General features: G+C 37.4%; 11 protein-coding genes. 7 read left to right on the forward strand and 4 right to left on the reverse strand.

Annotated elements, in window-relative coordinates:
• Positions 1-1,730 precede the first annotated feature (1,730 nt).
• The 7 genes from MM239_RS19315 to MM239_RS19345 all read left to right on the forward strand — a co-directional run bounded on the left by MM239_RS19315 (position 1,731) and on the right by MM239_RS19345 (position 9,273).
• Positions 1,731-3,176: an aldehyde dehydrogenase (NADP(+)) gene (locus MM239_RS19315; RefSeq protein WP_241349971.1), complete on the forward strand. Its 1,446-nt coding sequence runs from the start codon at positions 1,731-1,733 to the stop codon at positions 3,174-3,176.
• Positions 3,177-3,467: 291 nt separating this feature from the next.
• Positions 3,468-4,466, forward strand: a complete 999-nt coding sequence (locus MM239_RS19320; RefSeq protein WP_241349972.1) for a 4-hydroxyproline epimerase — start codon at positions 3,468-3,470, stop codon at positions 4,464-4,466.
• A gap of 229 nt (positions 4,467-4,695) precedes the next feature.
• Positions 4,696-5,955 carry a hypothetical protein gene (locus tag MM239_RS19325; RefSeq protein WP_241349973.1) on the forward strand — a complete coding sequence of 420 codons (1,260 nt, stop codon included), beginning with the start codon at positions 4,696-4,698 and terminating at the stop codon, positions 5,953-5,955.
• A 232-nt stretch (positions 5,956-6,187) separates the two neighbouring features.
• Positions 6,188-6,889: a VIT1/CCC1 transporter family protein gene (locus tag MM239_RS19330; RefSeq protein ID WP_241349974.1), complete on the forward strand. Its 702-nt coding sequence runs from the start codon at positions 6,188-6,190 to the stop codon at positions 6,887-6,889.
• Positions 6,890-7,022: 133 nt separating this feature from the next.
• Positions 7,023-7,220, forward strand: a complete 198-nt coding sequence (locus tag MM239_RS19335; RefSeq protein WP_241349975.1) for a hypothetical protein — start codon at positions 7,023-7,025, stop codon at positions 7,218-7,220.
• 89 nt (positions 7,221-7,309) lie between these two features.
• Complete coding sequence (locus MM239_RS19340) at positions 7,310-8,341, forward strand: App1 family protein (RefSeq protein WP_241349976.1); 1,032 nt, start codon at positions 7,310-7,312, stop codon at positions 8,339-8,341.
• Positions 8,342-8,400: 59 nt separating this feature from the next.
• The gene (locus MM239_RS19345) at positions 8,401-9,273 is read left to right on the forward strand and encodes a diacylglycerol/lipid kinase family protein (protein ID WP_241349977.1); all 873 of its coding nucleotides are present in this window, start codon (positions 8,401-8,403) and stop codon (positions 9,271-9,273) included.
• A gap of 131 nt (positions 9,274-9,404) precedes the next feature.
• On the opposite strand, the gene MM239_RS21035 is transcribed toward MM239_RS19345, so the two are convergent.
• The 4 genes from MM239_RS21035 to MM239_RS19360 form a co-directional block, all read right to left on the reverse strand.
• Positions 9,405-9,533 (reverse strand): DJ-1/PfpI family protein, encoded by a 129-nt coding sequence (locus MM239_RS21035; RefSeq protein WP_262918707.1) that lies wholly within the window; start codon positions 9,531-9,533, stop codon positions 9,405-9,407.
• A 128-nt stretch (positions 9,534-9,661) separates the two neighbouring features.
• Positions 9,662-9,874: a DJ-1/PfpI family protein gene (locus MM239_RS21040; protein WP_262918708.1), complete on the reverse strand. Its 213-nt coding sequence runs from the start codon at positions 9,872-9,874 to the stop codon at positions 9,662-9,664.
• A gap of 206 nt (positions 9,875-10,080) precedes the next feature.
• A complete protein-coding gene (locus MM239_RS19355; RefSeq protein ID WP_241349978.1) occupies positions 10,081-11,022 on the reverse strand; it encodes a PorP/SprF family type IX secretion system membrane protein in 942 nt (313 codons plus the stop codon).
• 105 nt (positions 11,023-11,127) lie between these two features.
• Positions 11,128-14,413: MBG domain-containing protein (locus tag MM239_RS19360; protein ID WP_241349979.1), on the reverse strand; the 3,286-nt coding region annotated here is incomplete at its 5' end.

Below are 14,413 nucleotides of genomic sequence, written 5' to 3' on the forward strand. Positions count from 1 at the left end.
TGGATAAACCAACTTTAAAGCTGATTTTCGTACATTAACATACAAATACGCGTCAATACGCTACAAAGGAGCACAAGACTCCAAATATTTGAATATTGGTCAGTAAATAATGTACCTGAGTAGTTACTTCATATTTAATCGTTTTTAGGTCATTTGGTTTATAAAGTAACTCAATAAAATACATACATATTTTAGCCATGAAAACTATAATAAAGTCTCCTTGGCTGTCTAATTTCAATTGGAAAGCTTACATAGAAGTTGGAAATCCAAAAGCATTCGGATAACTCCCCTCTTAGCGTGGCCACAAACCAGAACTTGATGGCATACTTTTAGTAATCAGATGGGAGTATTCAGTTCTCATCCTCATTCTTACAAAGAAAATATTTAAACCTATCATTAAGATACGTCCAATAAATGAAATCATTTCAATTGATGTTAAAGTGAAAATAAATAAGGTGATCGTTATGTCTAAATTCAAACAGTGGGTGAAATAAAATATAGGCTTATTGTCTTTATTTTTTTAAGATGAAAAGCTCAAATTAACTTAAAATTAATTATCAAATTGCTTATATTTTAATTATTGTAAGTAACAAAAGCTCATTATATATGGACTTAAATATTGAAATAAATTGATTATTTAAAAAACTATTTATCTTATTTTTTCGCCAAAATATAGTAAAATAAACAAAAAACATTTTAATAAATGTGAAATATACTTTTACGCTGTTATAATGTAAAACACTAATATTCAATCGTAAAATCAAAAATTTTTTGAATGTGAAATTCAATAGCTTAAGAGCGGATTTTTTAAAAGTGTCATTTTTATCATGGTTAATCTCTTAGACTTAATAGACGAAAAAATCTCAGTTATTTTTCAATCTTGAGGTATTTATTTAGTGCTTGCTGAAAAAGACTCAGGTATGCCAGTCCTTCCTATTAGTAGGCAAGTTCAAAGCGGGCGAATGAAGATGTTTACGTATACTACGAATGAACCCAATGAAGAACCTGTCAAATCGCCAGGCAGGGATGGTTTGCCTGACTAGCCTAAAAATAGCGAGTTTAGAAACTTTCAGGTGCACACAAATTCAGGTAGATCATGGAATAAGCTTGCACCTGCCTAAAAGGCAATACCTGTTAAATGAGGTATTGGTCAAAATTTAAAGGATTAATTCTCTAGATAGCGTTTTCAGCACACCCTATTTAAAAGTATGGACAAGATAAACAAAACAAGTATTAATCTTCTGCACACTGATTTTACATTTCATTGATTTTGATTGTTTTGAACATTTTTTCATCAAAATTTTGACAAATTCTTCAAAAAATTGATTGCTGCAGATCATCCATGTTCTTTCAGGATAAAGCTTCTAAATAGAATAAGCTCCTTCCCATGTGTTATAACTACACAAATTTAGCTTATGCTAACATTGTTTTAGCCCAATTATAAGATTAGCCTTTACTATACCTTTTTAATGAGTAAATTGAGCTTTCAAATCAATATTAAGTTTTCAAAATACACTAGTTTACGAAAACATGCTAATTTAAGAACAAATGTATGATCTACTTCAATCTTGAAAACCTCATTTTTCACTACGTCGATCTGGTGAAAAAGGCTAAGGACATTGGAATTGAGATTACAAAAGAAGTGCCTTATATAGATAAGCTCTGTAAATAAGTAACAAGATTTACTCGTAAAACTATGTACCATATCATAATCCCCAAATTAAAGATAAATGAACTACGAAAACATATTCAATACCGCACAGCATGCATTTTTACAATTCAAAAAAACTTCCGGGAAAATCAAGGCCGATTTCTTGGAAAAAATAGCTTACAATATCGAAGCTGAAAAAGCCAACCTTATTCCTTTGGCATCCAGTGAATCTAACCTTCCAGAAGGGAGAATCACTGGTGAATTGGGTCGTACTGTCGGACAAATTAAATTATTCGCTCAATTGGTTGAGGAAGGGAGCTGGCTGGAGGCAGTCATAGATCATGCAGATCCAGAAAGGACCCCAGCACCAAAACCTGATATCAGGAGATTTTTGACTGCACTGGGTCCTGTTGTTGTATTTGGAGCAAGTAATTTCCCTTTGGCATTCTCTACCGCTGGTGGTGATACCGTATCCGCATTAGCAGCTGGATGTCCTGTGATATATAAAGGGCATCCAGCACACCCTAAGACATCCAAATTAGTCGGAAGCTTGATCACCAAAGCTGCACAAGAGAACGGTCTACCTCTGGGACTATTCACACATATAGAGGGAGGTATAGATGTTGGACAAGAATTAGTGAAGCACCCAATAGCCAAGGCTGTAGCATTTACAGGATCTTTTAAAGGTGGTAAATCCCTTTTCGACCTTGCCAATCAAAGAAAAGAACCTATTCCCGTTTATGCCGAAATGGGTTCTGTAAACCCAATTATCACTTTAGAGAACAAACTAGGTTCCAATATTGAAGCATTGGCAAAAGCCTTTGTTAGCTCTCTAACTTTAGGTGCAGGACAGTTTTGCACCAACCCTGGCCTGATTATGGTGCCTCAAGTGCATGAAGATGCCTTCTCTGATGCTGTCAAAAAAGAAATTCAAGATATTGTAGGAGCACCAATGCTACATGAAGGTATTGCAAAGGCTTACTATGAATCGCTTGACAAATTAAAAAGAAAAGAAGAACTGGAATGGCTTCATGTCAGTTCTACAAACGACATCATAAAAGCCCATCCTGCAATGGCAAAAATCAAGGCCAATGACTGGCTTAAGGAAGAATTGTTTCAAGAAGAAGTATTTGGATCATTCGCAATTTTGGTAATCTATGAAAATGCTGAAGAACTACTTTCTATTGCGCAAAAGCTTCATGGCCAATTAACGATTACGATATGGGGAGAAGATTCAGAACTAGAACAAAGTGCAGACATAATCTCCCATTTGGAGGAAAAATGTGGAAGAATCCTATTCAAAGGCGTTCCAACAGGAGTGGAGGTTGGGTTTGCTATGCAGCATGGTGGGCCATATCCTTCTACTTCTGATAGCCGTTCTACATCCGTAGGAGCATATGCTATCAAGCGTTTTGCCAGACCAATTGCCTTCCAAGACATGCCTGAGAAGTTCCTCCCTGATGCATTAAAAGAAAGTAACCCCTTGGGAATATGGAGGACTGTGGATGGGGAATTTAAAAAATAATTGAAATTTACTTCGTGAAATAAATTAGAAATATAGCTTCGCTGAAATAGATCGAAATAGATACTTGTTGATATTCATGGATATTCTATTCTTGATATTAGTGGGGATTTGAATTGATATTTAGGGTTATATGCCTTCGGCGAAATATTGTTGATACTTGGCTCAACCTATCGGTAGTCAAGTTCGCTAATTTATTTCAATTGTATTTCAACCTTATTTCTACTGTATTTCTTTCCTATTACAGCTTTATTTCTCCTCATTCCTAACCCCGACCAACTATAATATATAAACATGAAAAAAACCTTCCAATGCATTGACGCTCATACTTGTGGTAATCCTGTGCGTGTTGTCGCTGGTGGAGTTCCTTTTTTGAAAGGGAATAGCATGCTTGAAAAAAGACAGTATTTTCTCGAAAATCTAGATTGGATCAGGACTGGTTTGATGTTTGAACCTAGAGGCCACGATATGATGTCTGGCTCCATGCTTTTTCCTCCTCATGATCCTGAAAATGATGTCGCTGTTTTATTCATAGAAACCTCAGGATGCTTACCTATGTGTGGACATGGTACAATAGGAACCATTACCATCGCAATAGAAGAGGGCTTGATTCAGCCTAAAACCCCTGGTTTTCTGAAAATGGAGACTCCAGCAGGTTTGGTTTTGGTATCATACAATCAAGAAGGAAATAAAGTTACTTCTGTAAAACTGACCAACGTGAAAAGCTTTTTAGCGGAAGAAGGACTGGAAATCGAAACAGAGGAACTAGGCAAGTTAACTGTAGATGTGGCATATGGCGGTAACTTTTATTGTATAGTAGATCCTCAAGAAAATTTTGTAGGATTGGAACACTACAGGGCCGAGCAGTTGATTTCCATGGCTAGGAATTTGAGACAAAGGATGAATGAAAAATACGAATTCGTCCATCCTGAACATCCACAGATCAAGGGACTTTCTCATGTCTTGTGGACTGGAAAAACTTTGGATAAATCCAGCACTGCTAGAAATGCCGTTTTTTATGGAGATAAAGCAATAGATCGCTCCCCTTGTGGTACAGGCACATCAGCTAGAATGGCACAGTGGTACGCAAAAGGATTGCTCCAAAAAGGAAATGACTTTATCCATGAGAGTTTTATTGGCTCTAAATTTACAGGTAGAATAGAAGATGTCACCGAGATTGAAGGAAAGCCTGCCATCATTCCAAGTATAGAAGGTTGGGCAAAAATATATGGTTACAATACCATCATCTTAGATGATGACGATCCTTATGTGCACGGTTTTCAAGTAATATAAAATTTAATACTTGATCCTCAAAAACCAAATACCATTCAGTGAATTAACTCATCAATTAGATTTTGGCAAAAATATTGTACTTTCCAAAATAGCCTAATTTTAGGTCATTTTGGAAAAACCACCTGCTTGCTTAATAAGTATAATGAATAAAAATCACCTATTTTCTACATTAACTTTATTGATAATAAACTCCAACCTTATATTCGGATGGCAACTTACTAAAAAAAAAATGTTCATATCATATCATGAAAATGAACAAAGTACCTCTGCATTGGACACCTCTATTGACTATGATAAATCTGATTGGAAAAAAGCAAATTTATTAGGTCAAGTGAAGTCCATAGAAGAAAGAACAAGAGTGGAGTATAACGGTGAAAAACCAAAAGAGAGTTTTTCAAAATCAGAGTTCAATGAAAATGGCAACTTTTTATTCAGTGATTATGAAGGACATGTTTTTGAATACACATATGACACTAATGGTCAAATCACTGAACTGCGTGAATATATGGCTGGCAATCCTATATCTAAAAACATTTACACTTATTCAGAGGATGGAAAGCTGCTGAATAAAATCCGTTATGAGGGAAAGGTGTTTTCAACTGAGGAAGAATGGCAAGCCCATAAAGCCATGATTCCAAACCTTCCCCATGAAGGACTTTATCTCAAAACCAAACGAATGATAAATGTTAATGGGAATGAAAGTGTGACTGTTTTCAAAGAAGATGGTCAAATAGATTATATCATAGAAGAAATTAAAGATGAAAAGTCACGTATAGTAGCATTCAAAACCACTTACCCCTACTCTGATGCTTTTGGTTATAAGAATACTTGGGAGTATAATGAGTTTGACAAACTCGTAAAATTCAAAAAATATAAGGGTCCTGAAAACAACTTAGAATGGGTTTTTGAATATGAATATGATAAAGAAAACAGGATTATTCAGGAAACTTCTTTACACTATATGCCAAAAAGCTCATCTAAATTGAATGAAAATGGCCATTTGAAAGATCAAACCAAAGGTTATTTCTTAGATGAGGATTCTTCTATCATCAAGTCCTATACCTATGGCAAATCTGGGAATCTTACTTCTTTCACTTTAAAGAAATATAATGGGGAAATTATAAAAAAAGAAATCTATGAGTTTACTTTTGATGAAAAGGGTAATGAAATACATTATGTTTTTAAAAACTCTGAAGAAAAAGTTCTAGAAGAAGTCAGTAGAAAATTTGACAGTGAAAACAACATGATAGAGCGTATCATCCATGACCAAAATGGAGAGATGAGTTTAAAAGAATCATTCACCTACAACAGAGATTCCAAGATCATCAAACAAATCATAGAAGAACCAATAAAAGAAAGGATAGAAATTGAGACCCAATCTTATGACAAAGTGGGCAACTGGATAAAACTTGAAACTAGAGTGCGTGATTCAAAAAATAATAAAACGCTTCATACCATAAGGAAAGAGAGGAAAATTACCTATTATTAAACCGCTATGTTTAATGTGAAAAAATACTTAGAAAGCATCACAAACAGGATCTTGGTTGTTACCTAAGTTCCCTATTTTAAAAAAGCTAATTTTAAAAACATCGTAAAATATTTCTACGCAAATAGACTGTGAGGTAATTAGATAATGTCATTTATAACCGATAATTTAAATTTTTCTTTTGATCTTTTATATCTTTATAGAGGACTTATTTAGGTTCAGTAAAATTATCTCCATGATAACAATTGACAATTATCTAGACAGCCATTACATACATAGAAGTAACTGGTTGAGAGCTGCCGTACTTGGTGCCAACGATGGAATCATATCTATATCAAGTCTAGCCATAGGTGTGGCAGCAGCTAGTGCAAGCAGAGAACCTATCTTACTTGCAACAGTTGCAGGGCTAGTGGCTGGAGCTTTATCCATGTCTGCAGGTGAATATGTTTCTGTCAGTTCCCAGACTGACACCGAGCAAGCAGACATAAAAAGAGAAATGGAAGAGCTAAGGGAAATGCCAGAAGAGGAATTAAACATCTTAGCTCAGATCTATGAAAAACGTGGATTGAAAAAAGAAACAGCTATGCGAGTAGCCTTAGAACTTACTGAGCATGATGCCTTGGCCGCCCACGTAAGGGATGAATTGGGCATCAATGAAATAAGCCAAGCGAATCCCATACAAGCAGCTTTAGCTTCTGGAGCGTCATTTATAGCTGGGGGAGTTTTACCTTTTTTGGTGGTTTTTTTCGCACCTGTCAACGGCATGGAATATTGGCTTTATTCTTTTACTATCATTTCTCTTATCATCTTAGGTATCATTTCTGCAAGAACAGGAGGTTCGAGTATTGGAAAAGCAGTATTGAGAATCACCATATGGGGAACAATTGCAATGGTACTCTCTGCATTGGTTGGCTACCTCTTTGGGGTGAATCTTTAGTAGATAAATTATTGATCCATTTCTTTATGAAATTGAATCTGATTTGCTTGTAATCGCTCTTTGTATTTCGATAAGTTTTTCTGAAACCTTTCGTAGTCCTTGTTTTCCAAAAACGTCCATCATACCTCAGCATATGCAATTAACCTTGGGAATACTTGTCTCTCTAGAGTTTCGATATTCGGAGTATAATAGGGCTTTTGAAATGGGAATGGCTGCGGCAAGGTTGTTGATAAGACAGATTGAGGAAGAGGAAGATATCATTCAATCCGAAATTGTTACAATCAAAACCGAACTAATCATTAGAGAATCAAGTATGAAAACATCACTTTAGAATATTGGGGAAACATTCCATTTTTAAATAAAACAATTTTTTAGAACGCTTGGCTTAGGATTTGCACTCATTTTCCGTAAAAAACCCTTATGAATCTCATCGGCTGGATAACTTTTCCTTTTAGGTATTCATTTTCAAAACTCAAAAGAAAGTTTGGCAAGCTTGATCTTGTTAGAATGGAGATCCTGCTAGCATATGGCAATGAAAATGGAATATTTATAAAAGGAAGATTAGTAGAAGCATACAAACAAAGTAAACCTTCTGCCCAAAAGACAGCCTTTCAAAATTTCATTGCTACTTTAAGAAGGTATGCAGGAAATAGTATCTCCGATGTACAAGTAAAACTTCAATTCCTGCACATAGAACAACTATTGATGAGCAATGTAGAGGGATTATTCGAAACAAAACTTCCTATTTCTATAACCGATCAACTATCTAATGATTATGCAAAACTAACACTAATTGAAGATGAAGGAATAGTTGCAGAAAACATAACGATAAAGTTTAAGATCACTCGTTATACAACGAATTCTCCAATTGGTATTATTTCCGACATTGATGACACTGTGATAGTATCTCATGCTACTACTTTGGGCAGAAAGTTATGGCTTTCCATCTCTAAAAATGCTTATACTCGAAGACCATTTCCTGGAGTAAGTACATTTTACAAGTACTTAACTAATGATGGTAAAAACCCTATATTTTATGTTTCTAGTAGTGATTGGAATCTATTTGAATTAATTCAAGACTTTTTATCATACCGAGAAATACCAAAAGGTCCTATATTATTAAAGGATCCACATGTCACATTGAAAAATATTTGGAAATCTGGAGGAGGAAGTCATGAGCACAAGCTTGAAAAAATATCACACCTCATGAATTTATTTCCAAACACAAAATTCATCCTTATTGGCGATAGTGGTCAGCACGATCCTGAGCTTTACACTAAGATTATCGAAAGATTCCCTGAACAGGTCAAAGCAGTTTATATAAGACGAATTAAGAAAGTAGATAAAGAAAGAGAGGATCGACTCAATAGCTATAACCATACTATTCCAGTTGCATGGGTCACAAATTCTTCGGAAGCTTTATCACATGCCAAATCATTTCTTGAGTTATAATTTCGAACTAACACCCTCCACTCCACTTTAAAATCTCTTCATTAAATCTTTTGAAAGACATGCTAAAACAAGCCCTATTGATTGTAAATCCAGCTTCTGGTAATCATGACAATAAAAGTGAGCTAATTGATAGCATCACAAAAAACACAACTGGCTACAAGGTAACCCAATGGAATACAACTGGAAAAGATGATGATCAAAAAATAAATAAATTGCTAGATAAAGAGGATTTTGACTTGATAATGGTAGCTGGTGGAGATGGAACGATTAGCCTTGTTGCTTCTCAAATGTTAGGCTTGAATACACCTTTACTCCCAATTCCTCTTGGTTCTGCCAATGGGTTATGTGCTTGTTTGGGAATCCAAAATTTAGAAGACAGCATCACAGCTCTGAATGCAAAAAAAACTATTCAGATGGACATCTTGAGAGTAAATGGTGAAATATGCCTGCATCTTTGCGATTTTGGATTTAATGCTGCTTTGGTTAAAAAATTTGAAGAAAACGAAGAGAGAGGCATGATTAGCTATTTCAAAAGCTCTTTGACTCAAATTTTTGAAAACAATAAATTTAGCTTTAATCTCGAACTCAATGGAGAATCCTTGAATCAGAATGCAAAAATGTTGGTAATTGCCAATGGAGATAGGTTTGGTACTGGAGTCAAGATCAATCCACTAGGAAAAATGGACGATGGAAAGTTTGAAGTTGTAGTACTAAATCCTGACAGCATAAAAGATTGGACTGCACTGATCTTAGCATTCATAAAAGAAGACCTATCGGGACTTGATTTTGTCGAAGTTTTTCAGACCAATAGAGTTCACATTACAAATTTAAAGGATGCTGTCTGTCATGTAGATGGAGAAGTAATTGATGATCAAAAAACAGTGCTTATAGAATTAATAGATAAAAGCATAAATTTCTTTTCCAATGTCTAATTGACTTAAAAATGAGACTGTAATCTAAAAATGTGGTTATCTGCAAAAATTGTCTTTTAAACAATTTCACTTAGCAGATAACCCTAAAAGCTTTCATTATTACCACAATTCTATTTGCATTAGTTTTCGACTTAATTTTCTAAAAGTGCTGAAATCAATTTCCCATTGAAAGCATCAAGATCATCAGGAGTCCGTGAAGTGATAAGACCTTGATCCGCAACTACCTCCTTATCCACCCAATTTGCTCCTGCATTTTTCAAGTCAGTTTTATTGAATGAAATGATGTCACTACCCCATCACGCAAGATATCAGCTTCAATCTAAAGTTGTGGCTCATGACAAATTGCAGCTATTATCTTTTTTTTTAGCAAAAAAAGATTTGATAAAATTTACAGCTTTTCACTTGTTCGCAACTTATCTGGGTTGAGTATACCACCAGGAAGCGCAAGTGCATCATAGTCAGTAGAAGATACCTCAACTAGTGTTTTATCAACCTTAACAATATCAGCCCAATTTTTGTCTTTCCAACCTCTGATCTCTCCATGCTTTGGAGTGATTACTTCCACCGCTTTGATGATGGTATACCAGAGGCTTTTTAACAAGGCCTAATTGAAAGTAGAACAAACTGTAGAAAAACTGGATTGAATCTAAGGTTTTAATAAAATTCAACCTCCTATGATCCAGGTATAACAACCAAAGGAAGGAAGCTCCCTTCCTTTGATTGTTTTTGATAGAAAAATCAAAATGTCAATCGATAAACTTATTTGAAACATTTTTCTATTCAAGCATCAAACTTAACATTCAGCCACTACCAAATTAGCACCTCTTTACTATCTGATCGGATGTTCTTCTTGAACAATGGAATCACTGCCAAAAACTCATGAGTCGTATTTGGCAAGAGGTAAGATTTGTTCATTGGTAACTCATAGACATAGCCTATCCTGATCATCGGAAACAAGACTCCAAGCTGGAAATTATTTGCGTAATCTATCCTATGTCCTCCACCTAGCCATATTCTATCCATCATCAATACTTTGAAATTGAACTCAATGTTATCTGGTAAATCTTGCTGTGTTCTATACATGAAGTTTGTTGCCAAAGCCAAGTTTTGACTCAATGCATTCCTATAGCCCGCTTGGAAGATTCCCACTCTTGGTTTTCTTTCCATAAATACGTCTCCAGAGTTGATCGCACCTTTGTTTACATGAGAGACGGCATAGGAAACATAATAATTTGGATGGGTTAGTGCCATACCGATATTGAAATCTAACACTTGCATGTTGGCAAAGCTGTTCAAGTATTGCCCTACAACTGGATCGCTAGCTTGCTCTGTGGTCAGGCTGTTGCCGTCTAGCCTCACTTGATTGTAGCTCACGCCCATACCCAAACGGATAGCTGTCTTCTCTCCTACTTGAATCCTAGAAGCATAAGAACCTATCATCTCGGTCTCTACAAATGCCCCATATTGATCATGGAGCACATTGACCCCTAAAGCATTCTTGTTTGGATCTGCACCTTTGGAAAAGTCTGCAATATCAAACTCCACACTCCCGAAATATGTCATCGGAGCTCCTTCAAACCCCACCCATTGATTTCTGATCAAACCACGGAAATTCGACCCTTCATAGCCTGTTAATGCAGGATTGAAATAACTCTGCATGTGGCTAAACTGAGACACATATTTTCTTGATTGAGCAAATGATGTTATGCTCATTGTAATTGCAATAAAGAGTAGGTATATTTTTTTCATGATAAATCTTGTTAAACGTTAAATGCTTGGCGCTAAAATGTTGTTGATTGTGAAAGAGAAGGAAGCGATATTTCATCCCTCTTCCTTCGTCTTTCATTATTTCTATTACTTTCTAAATAGATTCAACATGCCCTTTCTCACTTCTCCCGTCTCTTTCACTTCTACTGTCCAGTAGTAAGTACCTGTAGGTAACGCTATGGTTTCAAAGAAACCATCCCATTTGATATCAGGGTTTTGCGTGTAGAACAAGCGCTTACCACTTCTCTCGAACACTTGGATCACCACGCCACTGTAATACCTCAATTCTGGTACTCCCCAAGTATCATTGGTACCATCACCATTAGGGCTGAAAGAGTTGTAAATTTCAATCGCGGAAACTGATTCTCTTGTTCTTTCGATCGTGAACACCTTCTCTATCACATTACCATCTCTATCTGTGACTCTGATGAGCACTTCGAAGGTTTTCTTCCCTTCTACCCTTGCGGTGGTGTTCCAGTACAAGGCATTGTTGATGATTGCAAAGAAGCTACTTTCATAGGCGCCCTGTACCAGCTCTATGCTATGAACATTGTCTATAGGGTCAAGTACACTAAGTCCCCCTACCCTAACCTGATAGTTTTTACTATCGGCTCTGAAGGATAAGTTATCCAATAGCAAGTCTTGCGGTGCTGGTTTTGGCAGTACTGTTACCGTCACATTAGCCATCAATTTCATTGGATTCGTGTAGCCTTCTGATAGGTTGATCACTGCTTCGAGTGCGTAATCTCCTCTTGCGTAGATGTTCAATGGTGATAGGTTCCAAGTAATCGGGAATGATAATACTTGACCATCAGCCGTCATCACCCCGATACTTGAAGGTAAAGCTGGTTCCTGACCCCATGCGGTTTCTACATTTGCAGGCTGGAACACCATGTCTATTTCAGAAGCCGTGATCACCAAATCTGCTGAAACAAAGTTGATGGTATAGTTATTACCCGCAGACAAGCTTCCTAGGCCTATGGCATAGCTACCAGGCTCCTCACCAACTGCTCTCTGAAGAGAACCAGTTATGGTTGCCAGTTGATCACCATTTACTAATCCTGATACTTGATAAGTCAAGGCTGGATCTTCAACCCCAAATGGTTTGATTTGGCTATTTGCAGTGATTGTCAGGGTTGCTTTCGTTACTTCCAATGCTCCTGCTACCAAAGTGATCTCATAGTTCGCATCTGAACCTCCTGTCAAGGTGATTGGATAGGTTCCAACTCCTGAACTTGCTGTTGCTGTGGTGCTGATACTTGGTTCTGTTGTCACTTTGGAATCGTCGTTAACCAAACCAGCGTAAGTGAAAGTCAAGGCAGGATTCTCAGAACCGTAAACTTTGTCTTTATCTACTGCTGTTATCGTCACTGCTGCTTTAGTCACATCTAGTTCACCAGCTACTAGCGTAATGTCATAGTTCACATCTGAACCTCCTGTTAAGTTGATCGGATAAGTACCCACTCCCGAACTCACTGTCGCCGTGGTACTGATACTTGGCTCAGTAGCTAATTTCGTGTCTCCATTTACCAATCCAGAGTAGGTAAAGGTCAAGGCAGGATTCTCAGAACCATATACTTTGTCTTTGTCTACTGCTGTGATCGTCACTGCTGCTTTAGTCACATCTAGTTCACCAGCTACTAGCGTAATGTCATAGTTCACATCTGAACCTCCTGTTAAGTTGATCGGATAAGTACCCACTCCCGAACTCACTGTCGCCGTGGTGCTGATGCTTGGCTCGGTGGCTACTTTGGTATCTCCATTTACTAAGCCATCATAGCTGAAGGTCAAGGTTGGATTTGCTGTACCATACACCTTGGTTTTATCTTCTGCGGTGATCGTCACCAATGCTTTAGTAACTTCTAGCTGTCCACCTTTCAGGTCTATTTCATAGTTCGCATCTTCACCTCCTGTCAAGCTGATTGGATATGTTCCAACTCCTGAGCTCAATAATGCAGTGGTGCTGATGCTTGGCTCGTTGGCTACTTTGGTATCTCCATTTACCAAGCCATCATAGCTGAAAGTCAAGGTTGGATTTGCCGAACCATATACCTTGGTTTTATCTTCTGCGGTAATGGCTACCAATGCTTTAGTAACTTCTAGCTGTCCACCTTTCAGGTCTATCTCATAGTTTGAATCTTCTCCACCTGTAAGACTGATCTTATAAGTCCCAACACCTGAACTTGCTGTTGCGGTGGTGCTGATACTTGGTTCGATAGCTACTTTAGTATCTCCTTTCACCAAACCATCATAGCTGAAGGTCAAGGTTGGATTTGCTGTACCATATACCTTGGTTTGATCTTCTGCCGTGATCGTCACCAATGCTTTAGTAATTTCTAGCTGTCCACCTTTCAGGTCTATCTCATAGTTATCATCTTCTCCGCCTGTAAGACTGATCTTATAAGTTCCAACTCCTGAGCTCACTAATGCAGTGGTGCTGATACTTGGCTCGGTGGCTACTTTGGTGTCTCCATTTACTAAGCCAACATAGCTGAAAGTTAAGGCAGGATTTGCTGTACCATATACCTTGCTCTGATCAGCCGCCGTGATAGTAACCATTGCTTTGGTCACTTCTAGTTGTCCACCTTTCAGGTCTATTTCATAGTTCGCATCTTCACCTCCTGTCAAGGTGATTGGATATGTTCCAACTCCTGAACTTGCTGTTGCGGTGGTACTGATACTTGGCTCGGTGGCTACTTTGGTATCTCCATTTACTAAGCCATCATAGCTGAAGGTCAAAGATGGATTCGCTGTACCATAAACCTTGGTCTGATCTTCTGCCGTGATCGTCACCAATGCTTTAGTAACTTCTAGCTGTCCACCTTTCAGGTCTATCTCATAGTTTGCATCTTCTCCGCCTAATAAAGTGATCTTATAAGTCCCAACTCCTGAACTTGCTGTTGCGGTGGTACTGATGCTTGGCTCGGTGGCTACTTTGTTATCTCCATTCACTAAGCCGTCATAGCTGAAAGTTAAGGCAGGATTTATTGTACCATATACCTTGGTTTTATCTTCTGCTGTGATGGTTACTGATGCTTTGGTCACTTCTAGCTGTCCACCTTTCAGGTCTATCTCATAGTTTGAATCTTCTCCGCCTAATAAAGTGATTTTATAAGTTCCAACTCCTGAACTTGCTGTTGCGGTGGTACTGATACTTGGCTCGGTGGCTACTTTGGTGTCTCCATTTACTAAGCCATCATAGCTGATGGTCAAGGTTGGATTTGCTGCACCATAAACCTTGGTTTGATCTTCTGCTGTGATGGTTACTAATGCTTTAGTAACTTCTAGCTGTCCATTTTTTAGGTCTACTTCATAATTTGCATCTTCTCCACCTGTTAAGGTGATTGGATAAGTCCCAACTCCTGAGCTCACT

The sequence above is a fragment of the Belliella filtrata genome, assembly GCF_022549775.1.
Classification (GTDB): domain Bacteria; phylum Bacteroidota; class Bacteroidia; order Cytophagales; family Cyclobacteriaceae; genus Belliella; species Belliella filtrata.

Excerpts from the sequence above, each read along its gene's own strand:
- MM239_RS19345 (WP_241349977.1), top strand. The coding sequence starts at position 8,401 with ATGCTAAAACAAGCCCTATTGATTGTAAATCCAGCTTCTGGTAATCAT.
- MM239_RS19320 (WP_241349972.1), top strand. The coding sequence starts at position 3,468 with ATGAAAAAAACCTTCCAATGCATTGACGCTCATACTTGTGGTAATCCT.
- MM239_RS19315 (WP_241349971.1), top strand. The coding sequence starts at position 1,731 with ATGAACTACGAAAACATATTCAATACCGCACAGCATGCATTTTTACAA.
- MM239_RS19335 (WP_241349975.1), top strand. The coding sequence starts at position 7,023 with ATGCAATTAACCTTGGGAATACTTGTCTCTCTAGAGTTTCGATATTCG.
- MM239_RS19325 (WP_241349973.1), top strand. The coding sequence starts at position 4,696 with ATGTTCATATCATATCATGAAAATGAACAAAGTACCTCTGCATTGGAC.
- MM239_RS19330 (WP_241349974.1), top strand. The coding sequence starts at position 6,188 with ATGATAACAATTGACAATTATCTAGACAGCCATTACATACATAGAAGT.
- MM239_RS19355 (WP_241349978.1), bottom strand. The coding sequence starts at position 11,022 with ATGAAAAAAATATACCTACTCTTTATTGCAATTACAATGAGCATAACA.
- MM239_RS19340 (WP_241349976.1), top strand. The coding sequence starts at position 7,310 with ATGAATCTCATCGGCTGGATAACTTTTCCTTTTAGGTATTCATTTTCA.